General features: G+C 68.2%; 19 protein-coding genes. 17 read left to right on the top strand and 2 right to left on the bottom strand.

Annotated elements, in window-relative coordinates; translation table 11 throughout:
• Positions 1-127 precede the first annotated feature (127 nt).
• The 9 genes from EIZ45_RS16880 to EIZ45_RS16840 all read left to right on the top strand — a co-directional run bounded on the left by EIZ45_RS16880 (position 128) and on the right by EIZ45_RS16840 (position 8,745).
• Positions 128-319: a hypothetical protein gene (locus EIZ45_RS16880; protein WP_037814825.1), complete on the top strand. Its 192-nt coding sequence runs from the start codon at positions 128-130 to the stop codon at positions 317-319.
• Between the two features lie 111 nt (positions 320-430).
• On the top strand, positions 431-2,209 hold the full coding sequence (locus tag EIZ45_RS16875) for a glycoside hydrolase family 76 protein (protein WP_134663564.1): 1,779 nt from the start codon (positions 431-433) through the stop codon (positions 2,207-2,209).
• Positions 2,210-2,796: 587 nt separating this feature from the next.
• Entirely contained in the window at positions 2,797-3,456 is a 660-nt protein-coding gene (locus tag EIZ45_RS16870; protein WP_134663563.1) for a GntR family transcriptional regulator, read from the top strand.
• Entirely contained in the window at positions 3,453-4,265 is an 813-nt protein-coding gene (locus EIZ45_RS16865; RefSeq protein WP_043840239.1) for a carbon-nitrogen family hydrolase, read from the top strand. Before EIZ45_RS16870 ends, EIZ45_RS16865 begins: the two co-directional genes overlap by 4 nt.
• Positions 4,262-4,921 carry a DUF2848 family protein gene (locus EIZ45_RS16860; RefSeq protein ID WP_167756469.1) on the top strand — a complete coding sequence of 220 codons (660 nt, stop codon included), beginning with the start codon at positions 4,262-4,264 and terminating at the stop codon, positions 4,919-4,921. The genes EIZ45_RS16865 and EIZ45_RS16860 overlap by 4 nt, the downstream gene beginning before the upstream one ends.
• Positions 4,921-6,381: a 4-hydroxyphenylacetate 3-hydroxylase family protein gene (locus EIZ45_RS16855; protein ID WP_037814842.1), complete on the top strand. Its 1,461-nt coding sequence runs from the start codon at positions 4,921-4,923 to the stop codon at positions 6,379-6,381. Before EIZ45_RS16860 ends, EIZ45_RS16855 begins: the two co-directional genes overlap by 1 nt.
• Positions 6,378-6,722, top strand: coding sequence for a cupin domain-containing protein (locus EIZ45_RS16850; protein ID WP_134663561.1), 345 nt, complete (start codon positions 6,378-6,380; stop codon positions 6,720-6,722). The genes EIZ45_RS16855 and EIZ45_RS16850 overlap by 4 nt, the downstream gene beginning before the upstream one ends.
• A 55-nt stretch (positions 6,723-6,777) precedes the next feature.
• Positions 6,778-7,296, top strand: coding sequence for a flavin reductase family protein (locus EIZ45_RS16845; protein ID WP_037814847.1), 519 nt, complete (start codon positions 6,778-6,780; stop codon positions 7,294-7,296).
• A gap of 108 nt (positions 7,297-7,404) precedes the next feature.
• Positions 7,405-8,745 carry an MFS transporter gene (locus tag EIZ45_RS16840; protein ID WP_134663560.1) on the top strand — a complete coding sequence of 447 codons (1,341 nt, stop codon included), beginning with the start codon at positions 7,405-7,407 and terminating at the stop codon, positions 8,743-8,745.
• A gap of 125 nt (positions 8,746-8,870) precedes the next feature.
• On the opposite strand, the gene EIZ45_RS16830 is transcribed toward EIZ45_RS16840, so the two are convergent.
• Both EIZ45_RS16830 and EIZ45_RS16825 read right to left on the bottom strand, forming a co-directional pair.
• A complete protein-coding gene (locus EIZ45_RS16830; protein WP_134663559.1) occupies positions 8,871-9,851 on the bottom strand; it encodes a biotin-dependent carboxyltransferase family protein in 981 nt (326 codons plus the stop codon).
• Complete coding sequence (locus tag EIZ45_RS16825) at positions 9,848-10,801, bottom strand: allophanate hydrolase subunit 1 (RefSeq protein ID WP_043840226.1); 954 nt, start codon at positions 10,799-10,801, stop codon at positions 9,848-9,850. The genes EIZ45_RS16830 and EIZ45_RS16825 overlap by 4 nt, the downstream gene beginning before the upstream one ends.
• A 182-nt stretch (positions 10,802-10,983) precedes the next feature.
• Between EIZ45_RS16825 and EIZ45_RS16820 the strand changes: the two genes are divergently transcribed.
• The 8 genes from EIZ45_RS16820 (at position 10,984) to EIZ45_RS16785 (ending at position 18,161) form a co-directional block, all read left to right on the top strand.
• The gene (locus EIZ45_RS16820) at positions 10,984-12,507 is read left to right on the top strand and encodes a PucR family transcriptional regulator (RefSeq protein ID WP_134663558.1); all 1,524 of its coding nucleotides are present in this window, start codon (positions 10,984-10,986) and stop codon (positions 12,505-12,507) included.
• A gap of 474 nt (positions 12,508-12,981) precedes the next feature.
• Positions 12,982-13,689, top strand: a complete 708-nt coding sequence (locus EIZ45_RS16815; RefSeq protein WP_043840223.1) for a hypothetical protein — start codon at positions 12,982-12,984, stop codon at positions 13,687-13,689.
• Positions 13,690-13,712: 23 nt separating this feature from the next.
• The gene (locus tag EIZ45_RS16810; RefSeq protein WP_134663557.1) at positions 13,713-15,209 is read left to right on the top strand and encodes a YHS domain-containing protein; all 1,497 of its coding nucleotides are present in this window, start codon (positions 13,713-13,715) and stop codon (positions 15,207-15,209) included.
• A gap of 11 nt (positions 15,210-15,220) precedes the next feature.
• Positions 15,221-15,475, top strand: coding sequence for a toluene-4-monooxygenase system B family protein (locus EIZ45_RS16805; protein WP_043840220.1), 255 nt, complete (start codon positions 15,221-15,223; stop codon positions 15,473-15,475).
• 10 nt (positions 15,476-15,485) lie between these two features.
• Entirely contained in the window at positions 15,486-15,809 is a 324-nt protein-coding gene (locus EIZ45_RS16800) for an MmoB/DmpM family protein (protein WP_043840218.1), read from the top strand.
• Positions 15,806-16,792 carry a toluene monooxygenase gene (locus EIZ45_RS16795; RefSeq protein WP_043840216.1) on the top strand — a complete coding sequence of 329 codons (987 nt, stop codon included), beginning with the start codon at positions 15,806-15,808 and terminating at the stop codon, positions 16,790-16,792. The genes EIZ45_RS16800 and EIZ45_RS16795 overlap by 4 nt, the downstream gene beginning before the upstream one ends.
• Before the next feature lie 7 nt (positions 16,793-16,799).
• Positions 16,800-17,810: a 2Fe-2S iron-sulfur cluster binding domain-containing protein gene (locus EIZ45_RS16790; protein ID WP_043840214.1), complete on the top strand. Its 1,011-nt coding sequence runs from the start codon at positions 16,800-16,802 to the stop codon at positions 17,808-17,810.
• A gap of 15 nt (positions 17,811-17,825) precedes the next feature.
• Positions 17,826-18,161, top strand: a complete 336-nt coding sequence (locus tag EIZ45_RS16785; RefSeq protein WP_043840212.1) for a Rieske 2Fe-2S domain-containing protein — start codon at positions 17,826-17,828, stop codon at positions 18,159-18,161.
• Positions 18,162-18,183: the final 22 nt, after the last annotated feature.

The following is an 18,183-nucleotide window of genomic DNA, read 5'->3' as shown; positions in this document are numbered from 1 at the left end:
CTGCTCGGCGTGTCCCGCCGCAGCGCTCGCACCCAAGCCGGTCAAGAACCGAACATCACACCCGACCCTCGAGCGCACTCGGTGCGTCCCCGAGCGCCCACTCGCCGCCGATGCCATCCTGGGAGGCATGACCCACTACGCGCTGACCCAGTCCGTGGCGATCGCGACCGACCTCGAGGCCAAGGGATTCCTCGGCACGGTCGGCAAAATCGCCGCCGCCACCGTCATTTTCTTCATCGCCATCGGCCTGATCGTCGGGCTCATTCTCGGGTACTTCATCGGCCGTTCGGTCGGACGGCGCCAGGGCAGCGGCGGCTGATCGGGTTAACCCGGCTGTCCGGAACGGGACAGAACCTCGCGCGGGCCTTCACCGTCACCCGCGCGGGTTTCTATTCTGGGTGGAAATTCACCCAGGCGAGGGGACGAGTCCATGCGGACCGTGCTCGTAGTGCTGCTCGTGTTCGCCTCGTTGACCGTCCCGCGCGCGGCCGCCGCCGTCTGCGCGCTCTCGTGCGACACCCTTGACCCGTCGCGGGCCGCGCAGGAAAGTTTTCCCTTGCCGGACAAGGACATCAACGGCCGGGTGCTGCGCCTGCACGTCTCCGACCAGGACGGGATGGCCTGGGCCAGCATCGACAACGGCCGCACCGGCGACGCGGTGTGGCTCGACCGCTCCTGGGACGGCGGCAGCACCTGGGACGGCCTGCTCGGCAAATCGAGCATCCCGGACACGTGGACCGGCACCCGCACGCTCATGTACAACCTCACCGACCCCGTCGGCCACCGCCGCGGCCTGCTCCGGGCCTGCGGGGACGCACAAGCGGTCGCCTGCACAGCCTGGATCTACCCGACCGTCTGCGCCGCCGCCTGCGACGGTTCCGCTCCCGGCACCGGCGACACCCAGCCGGTACCGCCCGCGACGATCTTCGGCCGCACCGTCCGGCTCCACTTCGACGACCGCGGTATGGCCTGGTCCAGCATCGATTCCGGCGGCCCCGGCGACGAAACCTGGCTGGACCGTTCGTGGGACGAAGGCACGACCTGGCCCGACGGCTCGTCACTCGGCCGCACGAGTGTCCCCTCCGCCGCGACCGCGACACAGACCGCAACGTTCGCCACCCAAGATCCACGCGGACGGCTGAATGGCGGCGCCGTTCGAGCATGCGGCCGGGAAGCTTCCCACCAAGAAGGCGCCTGCACCGCATGGGCACGCCCCGCACAATCCCGGGTCGCGGCCGCCGTCGACGCTTTGCTGTGGTCCTACGACATTTACCGCGCCTGGTGGCCGTCGAGCTGGTGGAATTCGGCCGTAGCGGTGACCGCACTGGCGGATTCCGGAGTACCCAACCTGGATCCGGTGCTGGCAAGGGTTTTCGACGTGAACCGCGCCGCCTTCCCCGCCGGAGCCCGCAGCTCCGACCCGATCGACGGCGACTTCATCAGCCGCGCCATCGACGACTCCGCCTGGTGGGCCCTGGCCTGGCTCGCGGCATACGACCGTACGCACGACTCCCGATATCTCGCCGAAGCCACGAAAATCGCCGATTACGTGCACGGTTTCTGGGACCCCAGCACATGCGGCGGGGGAGTGTGGTGGGATCGCGAACGGACGTACAAGAACGCCGTCACCAGCGGCCTCTACCTCCGCCTAGCCGCCGGCCTGCACCGCCGCCTGCCCGGCGACACCGAATGGCTGGCCCGCGCCCGCACCGCCGGCGATTGGTACCTGCGGAGCGGCCTGATCAACTCAGCCGGCCTGGTCAACGACGGCCTGACCGCAAGCTGCGCGAACAACGGCCAAACCGTCTGGACCTACAACCAGGGCTTAGCCATCGGCGGCTTCACCGAACTCTGGCGAGCAACCGGCGACCAGTCCTATGTGGACGCCGCCCACCGATTGGCTGATTCGGCGATAACCGGTCTGACTTCGGGTGGGGTGCTGGTAGAATCGTGTGAGAGCGGCTCGTGTGATGACAATCAGAAGCAATTCAAGGGCATCTTCCTGCGCTACTTCGGCGACCTCGCGACGGCTACCGGCGAACAGAAGTACCGAGATTTCGTGCAGCAGCAAGCGGATTCGATCTGGCAGCGAGACCGGGACTCCCTGAACCGAATCGGCGCACGGTGGACTGGCGGCACCCCGAACGCGGTGGACTGGCGGACACAGGCTTCGGGACTGGAGGCGTTGATCGCCGCTGCCGCACGCTAGCTCCGCGCTGGCCGGGACGCCGCGCGGTGGCGGGAATTGAGGGCGAGGTGACCGGCTTACCTGGAGGCTGAAGGGCCCAGGCCTTGTGGTCAGCGGATCCCGTGCAGTCACGCAGTGCGAGTCGGGATGCCTTCGGTCGACGCGCCCTCATCGGTGCTTAGGCAGCGGCTCGAACACAGGTGCCGTTGTCGCGGATTCGCCCCGGCCAGGGGTGAGGCATCAGGGCAGTCGCGTCGGGAGGTCCCGGGCCAGGTGCCAGGGCAACTGCGGTTACAGGACGTTCCGGCGGAGGCGCGAGGGCTACCGCGGCGACAGGACGTTCCAGGCGACGAGGCAGGGCGTCGCCCCGACGTCCAGCGCGACCCATCACGGCGCCAACACGACGTCCCGCGCGGGCCCATCGGGACCACCGCCCCCATGTCGCCTACCCGGCAACGCGCACCCTCCGCGAGCGGGCCTGAGCCGTCCCCCGGGCAACGCGCACCCTCCTCCGCAGGCGAACACGAGCCATCCCCACCCGGCACAGCCGCTCAACCTCGGCAAACACCCCTTGCCCGCCTGCCATGCGTGATGTATACATCTTGTCCATGAGCAGTGTACGACAGGCTGGGCGGGCCGGGTCCGCGCAGGACGTCACCTATCGGTTCCTCAAGCAGCGCATCGCCGAGCTGCCTCGCGACGGCGGGACGTTCCTCACCGAATCGGAGGTTGCCGAGGCGGCCGGAACGTCTCGGACGCCGGTGCGGGAGGCTCTGCTGCGGCTCGAGGCCGAGGGGTTCCTCGAGATCGTGCCGAAGAAGGGCGCGTTCGTGCCGCCGATCTCCGACGCGGAGGTGCGGGCGGTGATGGAGGCGCGTGAGCTGGTCGAGGACTGGTGCGTCCGCAAGCTCGCCGAGCGCGTCGACGAGACCTTTTTCGGCGAGCTGGACGACATTCTCGCGAAGCAGCGCGAGGTGGTGGACGAGCCGGTGCGGTTCATCGAGTTCGACCGCGCGTTTCACCGGGCGATCGTGCGGCGGGCCGGGAATCCGGTGCTCGCCGAGTTCTACGAATCGTTGCGGGAGCGGCAGGTCCGGATGGGGTTGCGCGCGGTCGCGGGCAGCGAGACCCGGGCGGGCACGGTGCTGGCTGAGCACGCGGCGATTGTCGAAGCGTTGCGCGGTGGTGAGCCGGAGGTAGCTGGGGAGGCGCTCGCGAAGCATCTCTCCAGCACGATGACAGCACTGCGAGTCGGGGAGCGGCTGTGAAGGTCGCGTTGGTGCAGCTCGCCAGTCCGCCGGACGAGACGGCGGCGGATCGCCGGGTGCGGGCTGGGCAGTTGGTGGAGTCCGCGCGCGGGGCTGATCTCGTGGTGCTGCCGGAGTTGTGGGCGGCTGGGTATTTCTCGTTCGACGCGTATCCGGACGAGGCGGAATCGCTCGACGGGCCGACGGTCGCGGCGGGGCGCGAGTGGGCGCGAAGCCTTGGTGCGTATGTGCATGTGGGCAGTTTGGTTGAGCGGGATGCGGCCGGGCGGTTGTTCAATACCGCGGTGTTGCTCGCGCCGGACGGCACGATCGCGCATACCTATCGCAAGGTGCACGTGTTCGGATATGCCTCGCGTGAGGCGGAATTGCTTACGCCGGGCGAAACGCTCAGCGTCGCGGAAACGGGACTCGGGCCAATTGGGGCGACGACCTGTTACGACCTGAGGTTTCCCGAATTGTGGCGTGGGCTCGTGGATCGCGGCGCGAAGACGGTCGTGGTCCCGGCTGCGTGGCCGGCGGCGCGGCGCGAGCACTGGCGGATGTTCACCTCGTGCCGGGCGGTGGAGGAGCAGGTCCTGGTGATCGCGGTCAACGCGGCCGGCACCCAGCACGGCGGCGTCGAGCTGGCGGGTACCAGCCGGATCGTCGATCCGTGGGGGACCGTGCTGGCCGAGGCGGGCGCCGGCGAGGAAGTGCTGCGCTGCGAAATAGACCAATCCATTGTGGACACGGTGCGGGCGGAGTTCCCGGTGCTGGCCGATCGGCGGTGGCCGGTGTCCACAGCAGACTTCACGGGAGCGGGAGTATGAGCACGATTGCCCTGCACGTCGCGGGAACCGGGGAGGAACTGGCGTTCGCCCCGGCGCGACTGGTGGTGGCCGGGTACACCGGGAGCGACGAGGCCGCGGTCGAGGAGCACATCGCGGAATTGGCGGCGATCGGGGTGCCGCGGCCGGAAACGGTGCCTGCGTTCTACCACCTGGATACGGGATTGCTGACGACGGAGCCGGTGGTCGGGGTGAGCGCGCCGGGGACGTCCGGCGAGGTCGAACCGGTGCTGATCCGGCACCAGGGGCGGTATTTTCTCGGGGTCGGGTCCGATCACACCGACCGCGACCTCGAGCGGGACGGGGTGGCACTGTCCAAAGCGGCCTGTCCGAAGCCGCTCGGGGAGGTGGTTGCCGAGCTCGGGACCGAAGTGTCCATTCCGGACTGGGACCACGTCGTCGCGGACTCCAGTGTGGACGGATGTCCGTACCAGAAGGGGGAACTGGCCGCGCTGCGGCATCCGGCGGATCTGCTGGACCGGCTCGGTCCGGTCGAGGGCGATTTCGCGCTGTACTGCGGCACTTTGCCGTTGCTCGGCGGCGAATTCACCTACGGCGCGTACTGGCGCGTCCACTTGGAACTGCCCGGCGGCCCGACCCTGACCCACGCGTACGAAACGAAACAGAGGAGCGAGTGATGCGCAGCGGAGCCGACTATCTGGCCGCACTGAAAGGCCCCCGGCGGATCTACCTCGACGGCGCGCCGGTCGAGGACGTCGCCCATCACCCGGCGTTCGCGCCGATCGCGAAGACCATCGCGGAACTGTTCGACCTCGCAGCCGACCCGGAATCCGGCATCTCGGTCACCGACCCGGCGTCCGGGTCCACAGTGAACCGTCTGTTCACGCCGCCGCGCAGCCGGGAAGACCTGAAGGCGTACCGCGAAGCGGCGACCACCTGGGCGCGGCACACGCACGGCTGGGTCGGCCGCAGCCCGGACCACGTGGGCGCGTTCGTCGCGGCGTTTTCCGCGCATCCGGAGGCGTTTTCGCAAGGGGAGCGCGACTTTTCGGCCAACATCGCCGCGTACCACAAGCGCGTGCTGGAAGAGAATCTGTACGTTTCGTATGCGATCATTCCGCCGCAGGTTTCGCGGGCGACCACCGCGCACGCCTGGGAAGGCGACCTGATCCAGGCGGGAGTCGCCGAGGAGCGCGAGGACGGCATCGTGATCCGCGGTGCGCAGATGCTCGCGACCGGCGGCGCGGTGGCCGACGAGATCTTCGTGTCCTGCATCAAGCCGCTCGGACCGGAGGACGCTGACTTCGCGCTCGGATTCGCGGTTCCTGTTGACGCAGAAGGACTTAAGCTCTACTGCCGCCGTCCGTACGCGCCGGCCGCCACGAGTGAATACGACTATCCGCTCACCTCGCGTTACGACGAAACCGACGCGCTGGTCGTCTTCGACGACGTCTTCATTCCGTGGGATCGAGTGTTCGTCTACCGCGATGTCGCGGGATTGCGACGGCAGTTCTTCGACACCGGTGCGCATGTGTTCGGGAACTGGCAGGCGCAGATCCGGTTCATGGTGAAGACGCAGTTCATCGCCGGGCTCGCGCGCAAGGTCGCAGCGGTCAACGGGGTCGACAAATTCCCCGGCGTGGTCGAGAAGCTCGGTGAGCTGGCTAGCCTCGCGTCCATTGTGGAATCTGCGGTACTGGCGGCTGAGTACACCGCGGAGCCGGACGAGAACGGCATGTGGCGCCCCGGTTCTCGCGCGGTGTACGGCGCGATGGGGCTGCAGGCCGAGTTGTACCCGCGGCTGCTGGCGATCCTGCGCGACCTGGTCGGCGGCGGCGTCCTGCAGGTGCCCTCCAGCGTCGCGGACCTGACGAACCCGGAGACCCGCGCCGATATCGACAAATACATTTACAGCCCGTCCGCGCCCGCCGAGGAGCGGGTGAAGCTGTTCAAGCTCGCCTGGGACGTCGTCGGCAGCGAATTCGCCGGACGGCACCACCAGTACGAGATGTTCTACGCGGGCGCGCCGTTCGTGGTGAAGGGCTACGCCTTCCGCAATTACGGCTTCGACGGCGCGCTCGGCGACATCGACGCCTTCCTGTCCAGCTACGACCTCGACGGAGCGATCACCCGATGAGCAAACCGGAACACGAATTCTTCCCGGTGACCGACGTCGCCTTCACGGTGTGCCCCGGCGACGACCCGAAGATCACCGAGCGGATTCTCGCCAAGGACCCGGAAACCGGTGTGGCGACGCGGATCCTGCGGTACGAACCGGGTGCCGATTCGACGTCGATGGGCGTGCAGAAGCACGATTTCTGGGAGGAGGTCTACATTCTCGAGGGCTCGTTCACCGACCTCACCCTCGGCCGGACGTTCACCGCGGGGATGTACGCCTGCCGTCCGCCGGGCATGCCGCACGGCCCGTGGCGGACCGACGAGGGGGTCGTCACGTTCGAGGTCCGCTACCCCGCCTGAGCCCGCTCGGGGGCGGCGGTCGCGGGACCGCCGCCCCCTTCGCAAGGAGAACGCCATGATCACTTCCTCGGCCGAGGTCGACCCGATGACGATGCGCCGCACGATGGGGCGTTTCGCGACCGGCGTCGCGGTGGTCACCACCCGGGCGGCGGGGGTGCCGCACGGGATGACCGTCAACTCGCTGACGTCGGTTTCGCTCGACCCGCCGCTGCTGCTGGTGTGCCTGACGACCGGCGCGCGCAGCACCGACGCGGTCGTCGAGGCGGGCCGGTTCGCGGTCAACATCCTGTCCGCGCGGCAGGAACAGCTCGCGCTCCGCTTCGCCCGCCGCGGCGAGGACCACTTCGCCGGGCTGGAGGTGACCGAGGGCCGCCACCGCGTGCCGGTGATCCCGGACGCCTTCGCGCACCTCGAATGCGACGTCGAACGGCATCTGGTCGCCGGCGACCACGTGGTCGTGTTCGGGCACGTGCGCAGCGTGTGCGAGCGCGACGGCGACCCGCTGGCGTTCCACGGGGGCCGGTTCGCCGACGTCGCCGACCGGGCCAACGAGCCCGTGCACTGGTTCTTCTGAGGCAGTTCCCAGGGGGGAGCACGCCTCGGTGGCTGCGCCAACAGCCACCGAGGCTTCCGGCATCAGCACTACATCCGCGTCACGGACCCTCCGACCACAGGAGCCGAAATGGCCGATACCTCTCGCGAACGTAACAGAAAACGCCCGCACACGCGGCTGGGGGTGGTGGCGGCGTCGAGTCTCGCCGGCACCGCCGTCGAATGGTACGACTTCTTTCTGTACGGCACCGCGTCCACTTTGGTCTTCAACAAACTGTATTTCCCTTCGCACGACCCGTTGGTCGGCACGGTGCTCGCTTTCGCCACCTACGCCGTCGGATTCCTGGCCCGTCCGCTGGGCGCGGTCGTGCTCGGCCACCTCGGCGACCGCAAGGGACGACGTTCCACGCTCATCGCCAGTCTGCTGTTGATGGGTGCTTCCACATTCTTGATCGCTCTGCTGCCCACGTACGAAGCGGTGGGTGTGCTGGCACCGTTGTTGCTCGTCGTCTGTCGCCTGGTGCAAGGATTCGCGCTCGGCGGCGAATGGGGCGGGGCTGTGCTGCTGGTGTCCGAACACGGCGGCAGTGCGCGTCGCGCGTTCTGGTCTTCGTGGCCGAATGTCGGGCCACCCCTGGGGAATCTGCTCGCCGCCGGCGTGCTGGCGGTGCTCGGCGCGGTGATGCCTTCGGCGCAATTCCTGTCTTGGGGCTGGCGGATCGCGTTCGGCTTGTCCGCGGTGCTGGTCTTGATCGGGTTGTGGCTGCGGCTTTATGTCGCGGAAACTCCGTTGTTCAAGGAAGCGCCGAAGCCGACGGGGCTGCCTGCCGGTGTGGTGGTCCGCAAGCATTGGCGCAGTGTTTTGCTCGCCGCGGCAACGCGTTTCGGGGAGAACGCCGGGTTCTATCTGTTCTCGTTGTTCGTGATCACTTATGTCACGACTGTGCTCAAAATGGACAGTTCGGTCGGATTGACGGCGGTGCTGGTCGGGCAGGCGTGTGCGGTGGTGACGATTCCGCTGTTCGCCCTGCTGGCCGACCGGATCGGACGACGGCCGATCTACGTGGTCGCCTCGGTGGCGACGATCGTGTGGGCGTTCGTGTTCTTCGCACTGGTCGACACGCGCAGTCCGGGATTGATCACGGTCGCGGTGGCAGGCGGGTTGCTGATCTTCGCCGCGTACAGCTCGGTGATCGGCGCGTTCTTCGCGGAATTGTTCCCGACGGAGGTGCGGTATTCCGGGGTTTCGCTGGCGTACAACCTGGCGTCGGTGCTGGCTGGTTCGCTCGCGCCGATCATCGCGATCGGGCTGTACGCGAAGTTCGGCACCGGATATGCGATCGGGGTCTACCTGGCGGTGATGGGCTTGATTTCGCTGGTGGCCTCCCTGCTGGCGAAGGAGACGAAGTCGGTCGATCTTGGTTCGGTGGCCGGGAAAACGGAGGAGGAAGTCCGTGCATCCGTTGACTGAGTATCTGGCCGCTTACGGCCGCGCCGCGCTCCGCACCATTCGGCGTGGTTTCGGCCGGGTCATGGACCACCGAGCGAGCGTCGCTGCCCTGAGCGAAGGCGACATCCTCCACCGCCAAGCAACACTCAAGACAGCGCCTTGACGTCCAGCAGCTGATTGACATGCGCACTGAGCGCCGCCGCTTGGTCCAGGTCGATTTCCCGGAACGTCACGGTATCCCGGCCGGGCCGGAGCTGGCCGACCTTCCACAGCGAGGCCGACGCGACGGTGGCGATCACCGCGAAACCGCCGGAGGTGTTGCTGTCCGGGCCGAGCACGGTGAGCACGTCGCCGTACGCCAGGATGCCGCCGGGCGGGTAGCTGGAGTCCAGGAGGTTCGACGGGTGCCCGCCCGCCACGTCGCCGGACGGGCGGGCCCAGCGGAAGCGGTGCGGGTTGAACCGGATGCCGACGCGGTCCGAGCTCAGGTCGCAGCGCCAGGACGCGGCGAGGAAGTCGGCGAAATCCTCCGCGGTCAGGAAGTCCGGGTCGGCGTGCGGGCCGCGGAGGATTTCGATTTCCCAGGCGGTCGGGTACGTCGGGCGCAGGGACACCGGGAGACGGCGCGGCCGGGAAGGAGAGGCGGGAAAAGTGTCCAGGATGTCCGCGCGTTCCAGGGCCCGGCCGTCGAGGCCGCCGATGCCGGCGAGCAGGAACGTCGAGCGGGAACCGAAAACCTCCGGTACCGCGATGCCGCCGGACAACGCCAGGTACAGGCGGTGTCCGGGGCCGCGCAGGACCTCGCACGCCAGCACGTCGCCGGTTTCCACGGGTACCGATTCCCATTGCGGGACAGGGGATCCGTTCAAGGTGACGATGGTTTCCGGGCCGGTGACGGCGATCCGCCCGGGGGTGAGGACGCCTGCCTGGAACCGGCCCAGCGGGATTTCCAGCGCGGCCGCGCCGGGGCGGTTGCCGACCAGGAGGTTCGCGAGGCGGAAGGCGAGCGAATCGACGGGGCCGGAAGGGAAGAAGCCCAATGACTGCCTGCCGCGCCGGCCCGGATAGTCCTGCACGGTCGTCTGCAGGCCGGGTTCCAGCACTTCCAATGCCGCGGTCTGCGTCACGGGATTTTCACCAGTTCCTGTGCGGCGACCCGGTCCGCGCGCCGTTTGGCCGCCTCGGCCGCGACCGCCGGGTCGGCTTGGACGGCGAGGTGGTCGGCGACCGCGTACCGGCCGGGTTCGATGTCGTAGTCGTAGCGGCCCTCGAAAACCTGCCTGCGCAATTCGATCAGCTCCGCCTCTTCGACGCGGTAGAACGAGATCCGGTCGCCGGGGTGAATCAGGATCGGGTCCGCGCGGTGCGCGCGCGGGCGGCGGACGAGGTCGCAGATCGGCAGCGTCCGGCCGAAAAGCTGGTACGAACCCGGCGATTCGATCGGGTGGATCACCAGACACGGGCCGCCGAACGCGACGGCGCCCTCGGGCGTCCAGGAGCGCGCCGGGTTGTACTTCGGGGCGACCAGTTCGGAGCGCGGGTCGAGAGGGAGCAGCGACGGCAGGCCCGGGTAGAAACCGGTGAACGCGTTCCACCACTCGGATTCCAGGATCCGCGAGTACAGCGCCTCGCGGTTCGGCAGGCCGTTCGAGCGCACGAGGTAGTCGACGTTGTTCCCGTCGACGACGTTCGGCGCGTCCGGGCGCGTGGTGATCTGGTAGCGCTCCACGGCCTCCCGCGACGTCGAATCGTCGAACGCGATCGGGAGTTTCACCCGGCGGCTCGGCAGCACGAGCGAGCCGGGCTCGGGGATTTCGCGGTGCAGCCGGTCCAGCGCGGCGATTGCCTGATCATGCTGGATCGTTTCCGGGTCGTAGTGCACGAGCAGCGAACGCAGTCCCGGCGCGACTTCCAGCACGCCGCGCACCGGGTTTTCCTCCAGCCGCCGGGCCGAGGCGTGCGCGAAGAAGTTGAGCCCGAGGTCGACCGGCAGCGGCGGCCCGTACTCGACGAGCAGCGCGCGATCGCCCGCGGTCCGGTACGTGACGTCCGGCCGGGACGGGGCAGCTGCGGGCATCGGGATCTCTTTCCGTTGTGCCGCCGGACATCCGCCGGGCGGGGAAGTCCGATCGGGACGGTTTCTACCTACCGGTGCCGGGTTTTGTCCAGAACGTTGGTTCGTCCGGGTGGCGATCGACCGGCGGCCGGACGGGCCGCCGGTTACACTTCCGGCCGCCCGATCCGTCCCCGGGAGACACCATGCCGCTTACCGTCCAGATGCTGCTCGAACGCGGCGAACACGGTCTCGAACTCGCTGCCGAAGGCTCGCCCGGGGCGTTGGACCGGGCGGTCACGTGGGCGTTGATCAGCGAGCTGCCCGACCCGTCGCCGTACCTCGAGGGCGGCGAGCTCGTGCTGACCACCGGGTCCCGGCTCGCGCTGGGCGAAGCGGCCAGCAGGGAGTATGTCGACCGGCTCGTGGCCGGCGGTGCGGTGGCGCTGGGATTCGGGGCCAGTTCGTTCTATCAGAACGTGCCGCGGCCGCTGGTCGAGGCGGCAGGCGAGGCCGGGTTGCCGGTGTTGGCGGTACCCGCGACGACGGGCTTCGCTGCGTTGAGCCGGCTGGTCGCCGGGCATCTGTCCGATGAGCGGCAGCGGGAGTTGAACTACGCGGTTTCGGCGCAGCGGGATTTGACGCGGGCTTCGTTGTCGCCGTATTCGGCGCGGGCGATTGCGGAGCGGCTCGCGAAGGCGGTGCGGGGGTGGACGTTGCTGCTCGACGCTGCCGGCGGGTTTCGGGCGGGCGTGCCCGCGGCGCGGATGCATGCGGCGCGGGTGCGGATCGAGTTGCCTCGGCTGCGGGACCGGGCCAATTCGGCGAGTCTGAGCATGACGATCGCGGGGGAGTCCGTGGTGGTGCTCCCGCTTGCCGTGCGGGGACGGGTGCAGGGGTTTCTCGTGGTGGGGCGGTCTACTCCGCTTACTGCCGCGGAGCAGGCGATTGTCACTACTGCGGTGTCGTTGCTGTGCGCTGAGCTGCACAGTGCGCGGGGAGTGCTGGACAGCGAGCGGCAGCATCGGCTGGCGGTGTTCAAGGCTGCGGTTGCGGGGGATGTCGGGCTGGCCACGGCGATCGGGGAGGCGCTGGACACGGATTTTCCGGAGGGGGATCTTCGGGTCGCGATTCTGGGGGTTCCTTCCGGGCACGAGCGGGAATTGCTCGAACATGCCGAGGGGGATCACGGGCTGCGCAGTTTGCGTGCGTTGGTCGCCGAGTGGGAACGGGGGCGGGTGGTGGTGTTGATGCCGCCTGCCGAGGGGGATACGCGGACGTTGGAAGCGTTGTTGCGGCGGATTCCGCTGGCTCGGGGGGCGGTGAGCGATCCGACTCCTCCTGGGGAGCTGTCCGCTGCTTGGGAGCAGGTTCGGTCGGTGTTCACCAGTTCTCGTGGGGGTGCCGGGGTGCTGACCTGTGCTGGGGACGTGGCTACCAGCGGGTTGATGCGGTTTCTCGACAATGACGAGGTTCGGGGGTGGGCTCGGGCTTTGCTGGAGCCGGTTACGGACAAGACCGGATCGGCGAAGATCGATTTGCGGCATACGCTGCGGACGTTTTTGGCGCATAACGGGCAGTCGGATGCTTCGGCTAATGCGTTGGGGATTCATCGGCATACGTTGCGGTACCGGATGGGGAAGGTGGCGGAGGCGCTGGGGCGGGAGGTCGACGATCCGGCTGTTCGGGCGGAGTTGTGGATCGCGTTGCAGCTGGATGATCAGTTGTGATTCGGCTCGTCGCCTGGCGGCGACATTGCGCCCGTTGGGTGCGCCCACCACCCCGAAGGCAATTGTGCTGACGGTCGGTGGGTGCTTGTCAAGGCGGGAAAGATGCCTTGACAAGCACCCACCGACCGCAGGGCGGCTTCGTATCGGGGTGCAGGGCTCGGGCTGGGTGCTTCGGTCGTTGGGGGCGGCGGTGCGGTTTTGTGGTCGTGAGGGGAACCCTGAGGGAATCAGAGTTCCTGAGGGTTCCCCTCACGGCGTTCGGGGGGCTTGACGGATTCAGAAGCGTCTCGGGTGATCGCGTTGCGGGTGGCTGACCTGCGTTGACGCGGGTGGGTGCTCCGGTTTGGCATTCCTGGCTCGGTCGTTGTCCAACTTGCGCACTATCCGGTCACGGGTCGGTCGCGCAGTCTTTGGGGCACCGCTTCGAGCTGAGGGAGCGGGGCAAGTTCAACGGTGAACCTGGAGGCAACCCCTATGGGCACGTCGCTGCATCCGCCGCAGCTGGTGACCGGGTCGCGGACTCTCTACCTCGTCTGGGTACCTGAGGATCCCGACGGCGTCGCGGAGCTCGTTCCGGCGGGACTCACGCCGGCTGCTGATCGGTCGTGCTACATCAACCAGTATGTGGTCGAGGGGGACGCTCAGACGTCGGCCAGCGAAGGGGACGACGCGTTCGGTGCGTATTCCCTGACGTATCTCGGCGTGAATCTGTCCGGTCTGGACACCGAGGCGGGCGTTCCGGGGCGGTGGTGGACCGATTACCACAACAGTTCCGAGCCCATGATCCGTTACGCCCGCGAGCACGGCGTTCCGGCGGGGGCTCCGGGGGAGACGACGCTCGATCTCGACGGGGACCGGCTGGTCGCCACGACGGTCGTCGAGGGGCGACCCGTCATCCGTACTACCGCGCGTCTCGCGATCGGCACGCCGCAGCGAGTTACCGGACAGTTGCGGTACATCACGAGCCGCGGCGGCGAGTTTGTCAGCGGGCGTTATGCCTATGTCGCTGACATCGCCGAGGAATTCGCGGTGGAATCCTTCGAATTCCTCGACAAAGAGCATCCCGTCTACCGGTTGCGGCCTGCGCACCCCTTGCAGGTGACGTTCGGGTTCTACTCCCCGTCCATGTCCTTCGTCTACCCCGGCGGCGAGGGGCCGCTGGGTTCCGAGCACGGCAGCTAAAGAAACCACAAGGAGCGACCCGCATGGCTCTGCTGGACCGAGCACAGTGGTACGACATCGCCCGCGACACCCAATGGACTCCTCGCTACGTCACCGAAGCGGAGTTGTTCCCGCCGGAATTGTCCGGCGGCGAGGGATTGCCCGACGAGGTGTGGGCGACCTATGACGAGCCGTACAAGGTGAGCTATCGCGAATACGTCGACATTCAGCGGCAGAAAGACGCCGGGGCGTATTCGGTGAAGGCCGCGCTCGAGCGCGCGGATTTGTACAACAAAGCCGACCCGGGCTGGATTTCCATTCTCAAGGAGCACTACGCGGCCGTCGCGCTCGTCGAGTACGGCGCGTCGTTCCAGGAGTCGCGGTTCGTGCGCTGGTCGAAGGCGCCGGGCATGCGCAACATGGCGACCTTCGGGATGCTGGACGAGATCCGGCACGGGCAGATCCAGCTGTACTTCCCGCACGAGTACGTGAACAAGGACCGCCAGTTCGAGTGGTCGCACGCGGCGATGTTCACCGACAACTGGGTCACCCTCGGCGCACGGCATTTCTTCGACGACGTGATGATGACCCGCGACGCCGTGTCGACCTCGATTTTCGCGAACTTCTCCTTCGAGACCGGGTTCACGAACCTGCAGTTCATCGGCCTTTCCGGCGACGCCGCGAAGGCCGGGGACTTCACGTTCTCCAAGCTGATCCAGAGCATCCAGTCCGACGAGGCCCGGCACGCGCAGCTCGGCACGCCGCTGCTGCAGATGCTGATCGAGAACGGCCAGAAGGACGAGGCGCAGAAGAAGATCGACATCGCGTTCTGGCGCTCGTACCGGCTGTTCACCATTCTCTCCGGAATTCCGATGGACTACTACGTCCCGCTGGACGTGCGCGAAGCGTCCTTCAAGGAATTCATGGAGGAATGGATCGTCACCCAGTTCATGCGCTCGCTGGAGGACCTCGGCCTCTCCAAGCCGTGGTACTGGGACATCTTCCTGCGCGACATCTCCGAGCACCACCACGGCCAGCACCTCGGCACCTACTCGTGGCGGCCGACGCTGTGGTGGGACCCGGCGGCGGGCGTCAGCCCGGAGGAGCGCGACTGGCTGGAGGAGAAGTACCCGGGCTGGAACGACACCTTCGGCAAGGTGTGGGACGTCCTGATCGACAACTTCGCCAACGACCGCCCGGAAAAGACGGTGCCGGGCACGCTGCCGATCATCTGCAACGTCTCGCAGCTGCCGATCGTCGGCACGCCTTCCCAGACGCTGCGCGACATTTCGCTGGTCCATGAAGGACGGCGCTACCACTTCGCGTCCGAAGTGGACAAGTGGATCTTCGAGGACGACCCGGAGCGCTACCGGCACCACAAGAACCTGGTCGACCGGTTCCTCGGCGGCGAGATCCAGCCCGCGGACCTCGGCGGCGTCCTGGAGTACATGGGCCTCGGCTCGGTCGGCCCCGGCGGCGACGACGCGCACGGCTTCTCCTGGGTCGACACCTACCGCAAGCAGCTCGTCAAGGCCGGCTGAAAGGAACGCTGATGGCCACCATTCCGCTCGCCGTGCACTTCGACGGCGACTTCGTGCTCAAGCTGCTCCCCGCGGACAGCGAGCACACGATGGACGAACTCGCCGCCGCGGCGGCCGAGAACTCGGTCGGCGTCCACGTGCCCGACCAGCCCGGCCGGACGCTGCGGGTGCGCCGCCAGGGCGAACCGCAGCCGTTCGAGCGCACCAGCACCGTCGCGGCGGCCGGTCTCGGGCCGACCGAATGCGTCGAAGTCTATTTCGAGTGAGGAGGACCGGATGAGCACCGCTGAACCCATCGCCGACCCGGTCGGCCCGGTCCTCCAGGTCGGCGAGGTGGCGCGTGCCGTCGCCGACGCCGCGGTGACCGACAACCCCGGCTGCCGGGTCGACATCCGCGACCGCGGTTCGTACGTGCGGGTCGAGGTCGAGGGCGGCGAATGCGTCCTGCGCCGCGAGACCATCGCCGAGGAGCTCGGCCGCCCGTTCAAGATGTCCGAGCTGGAGCTGATCATGCCCTCGTTCGTGGGCCGGATCGAGACCGGCGGCGACGTCTTCCGCTTCTACCTGGGCACATCCGCCCGCAAGGAGGCCAGCTCGTGAGCACTCCGCTCAAGCCGCTCAAGACCTGGGGGCACCTCGCCGCCCGCCGGCGCAAGCCGAGCGAGTACGAGATCGTCTCCACCAACCTGCTGTGGCACACCCGCGACCCCGAGCAGCCATGGGACGTCGGGCACACCGGCTTCATGGCGGACTTCTACCGCCGCTACCGCAACCAGAGCCCGATCACGCACCCGGACTGGAACGCTTTCCGCGATCCGGACGAGCTGGTGTACCGCACGTACAACATCCTCCAGGACGGCCAGGAGTCCTATGTGGACGGCCTGCTCGACCAGCACGACGCCGAGGGCCACGACCGCGGCCTCTCGCCGGAGTGGGTCGCCGTGCTGGCGCAGCTGTACACGCCGAGCCGCTACCTGCTGCACACCGTGCAGATGGCCAGCGCGTACCTCGTGCACATGGCCCCGGCCAGCACCATCGCCAACTGCGCGGCGTTCCAGGCCGCCGACTCGCTGCGCTGGCTGTCCAATGTGGCCTACCGCACCGCGGAGCTGCGCCAGGCGCATCCGACCGCCGGGTTCGGCGAGCGCGAACGCGAGCTGTGGGAGGAACTGCCTGCCTGGCAAGGATTCCGCGAGCTGATGGAACGTCAGCTGACTACGTTCGACTGGGCGGAGGCGTTCGTCGCGCTGAACGTGGTGGCCAAGCCGGCGCTCGACGAGATCGTGCTGCGCCAGCTCGGCGTCAGCGCCCGGCGGCACGGCGACGTGCTGCACGCGCTGCTGGCCGAATCGGCGTTGCGGGACAGCGAGCGGTCGCGGCGCTGGACCGAGGCGCTGGTCAAGCAGATGTCCGAAGTGGACTCGAATGTGCCGCAGCTGCGCGAGTGGGTCGCGAAGTGGCAGCCGCTCGCGGTCGCCGCGATCGAGGCGTACGGCGCGGAGGTGGCGGAAAACGCCGAAGCGGCGGAGAACGCGATCGGCGCGGTCCGGGCGTTCCAGCGGCAGCTCGGCATCGGAGGCTGAACCGGCCATGACGACCGAACACCACGTCCTCCTGCGGGGGACCGGCGTTCGCTTTCCCTGCGCGGAGGGCGACACGCTGCTGCGTGCCGCCCTCCGCGCGGGGGTCGGCCTCAGCTACGAGTGCAACAGCGGAGCCTGCGGAAGCTGCCGGTACGAGCTGCTGGAAGGCGACGTCCGCACGCGCTGGGCGGACGCGCCCGGGCTCAGCGCCCGCGACCGGCGCAAGGGCCGCAGGCTGGCCTGCCAGAGCGAACCGGCCAGCGACTGCGTGGTCGACCTGAGCTCGCTGCCGGAACCCGCGCCGCACCGGCCGATCCGGCAGCACGCCCAGCTGCGCGAGGTGCACCGGCTCACGCACGACATGGCCGAATTCGTGTTCGTCGCGGAAAAGCACGCCGCGTTCAGCGCCGGACAGTACGCGATGCTCGGGTTCCCCAGCGGCATCGAACGCGCGTATTCGATGAGCAACCTCGGGAACTGCCAGCGGGAATGGAAATTCGTCGTCAAACGGTCGCCGGGCGGGAAAGCGACGTCGATCCTCTTCGACGGGCTCGACCTCGGCGAGACGATCGAACTGGACGGCCCGTACGGCCAGGCGTACTACCGCGCCGGCGACGACCGCGACATCGTGTGCGTCGCAGGCGGTTCCGGGCTCGGCGCGATGGTGAGCGTCGTCCTCGGCGCGGCCGCGCAGGCGAACGCCGCCGAGCGCACGGTCCATTTGTTCTGCGGCGGCCGTGCTCCGCGCGATGTGCACATTCCGGAAGCGATGGCGATGGCGCAACGCCGATTGCGCGCCCTCCACGTGCACACCGCGGTTTCCGAACCCGGCGCGGCGGATTCCGAATCGCACCAAGGGTTCGTGCACGAGGCCGTGGTCGCGAAACTGGGCGAAGCGCTGACTGACTTCACTTACTACGCCGCCGGGCCGCCCGCGATGACCGACGCGCTCGCCCGCGCGCTGGTGCTGGACGGCGGGCTCGCCGCCGACCGGCTCCACTTCGACCGGTTCAGCTGAGAAAGGAGCTTCCGCATGGGTTTCGTGCGGGTGTGCAGCCTCGACGACGTCTGGGAAGGCGACATGGAGTCGTTCGAGGTGGGGGACAAGGAAGTGCTCGTCGCCCACCTCGACGGCGGGGAGGTCGTCGCGACCCAGGCGATCTGCCCGCACCAGCAGGTCGAACTGGTCGAGGGCGAACTGGACAAGAAAACCCTCATGTGCAAAAGCCACCTGTGGACGTTCGACCTCACCACCTGCCAGGGCATCAACCCCGGCCACGCGCAGCTCGCCCGGTACCCGGTGCGGCTCGAGGGCGACGACGTCTACATCGACCCCGACGGGGACACCCCGAAGATCGCGCATTCCTGACGGAATTCCGGAAAGAGACAAG

The organism is Amycolatopsis sp. CFH S0740 (assembly GCF_004522315.1).
GTDB classification, from domain to species: Bacteria; Actinomycetota; Actinomycetes; order Mycobacteriales; family Pseudonocardiaceae; genus Amycolatopsis; species Amycolatopsis nivea.
Note: the sequence above shows the minus strand (reverse complement) of the source record. Positions and strands in the feature narration are given on the sequence as shown.